Source organism: Paralimibaculum aggregatum, from assembly GCF_030270585.1.
GTDB classification, from domain to species: Bacteria; Pseudomonadota; Alphaproteobacteria; order Rhodobacterales; family Rhodobacteraceae; genus Thermohalobaculum; species Thermohalobaculum aggregatum.
Genome location: NZ_BSYI01000146.1, coordinates 1 through 475 on the forward strand (window position 1 = coordinate 1; position 475 = coordinate 475).

At 67.6% G+C, this 475-nt stretch carries 1 protein-coding gene; it reads left to right on the forward strand.

The genetic code is table 11. From position 1 onward, the window contains the following. Positions 1-475, forward strand: a 475-nt coding sequence (locus tag QSJ97_RS24700; RefSeq protein WP_285675161.1) for an EF-Tu C-terminal domain-related protein, incomplete at both ends; no start/stop codon positions are given.

Genomic DNA, 475 nt, shown 5'->3' on the forward strand with positions numbered 1-475 from the left:
GTGACGGTGGGCGAGGAGATCGAGATCGTCGGCATCCGCGAGAGCAAGAAGACCACCTGCACCGGTGTCGAGATGTTCCGCAAGCTGCTCGACCGCGGCGAGGCCGGCGACAACATCGGCGCGCTGCTGCGCGGCATCGGCCGCGAGGATGTCGAGCGCGGCCAGGTGCTGTGCAAGCCGGGCTCGGTGAAGCCGCACACCAAGTTCGAGGCCGAGGCCTACATCCTGACCAAGGAGGAGGGCGGCCGGCACACGCCGTTCTTCACCAACTACCGGCCGCAGTTCTACTTCCGGACCACCGACGTGACCGGGACCGTGGCGCTGCCGGAGGGCACCGAGATGGTGATGCCGGGCGACAACCTGAAGTTCGAGGTGACGCTGATCGCCCCGATCGCGATGGAGGAGAAGCTCCGCTTCGCCATCCGCGAGGGCGGCCGCACCGTCGGCGCAGGCGTCGTCTCCAAGATCATCGAGT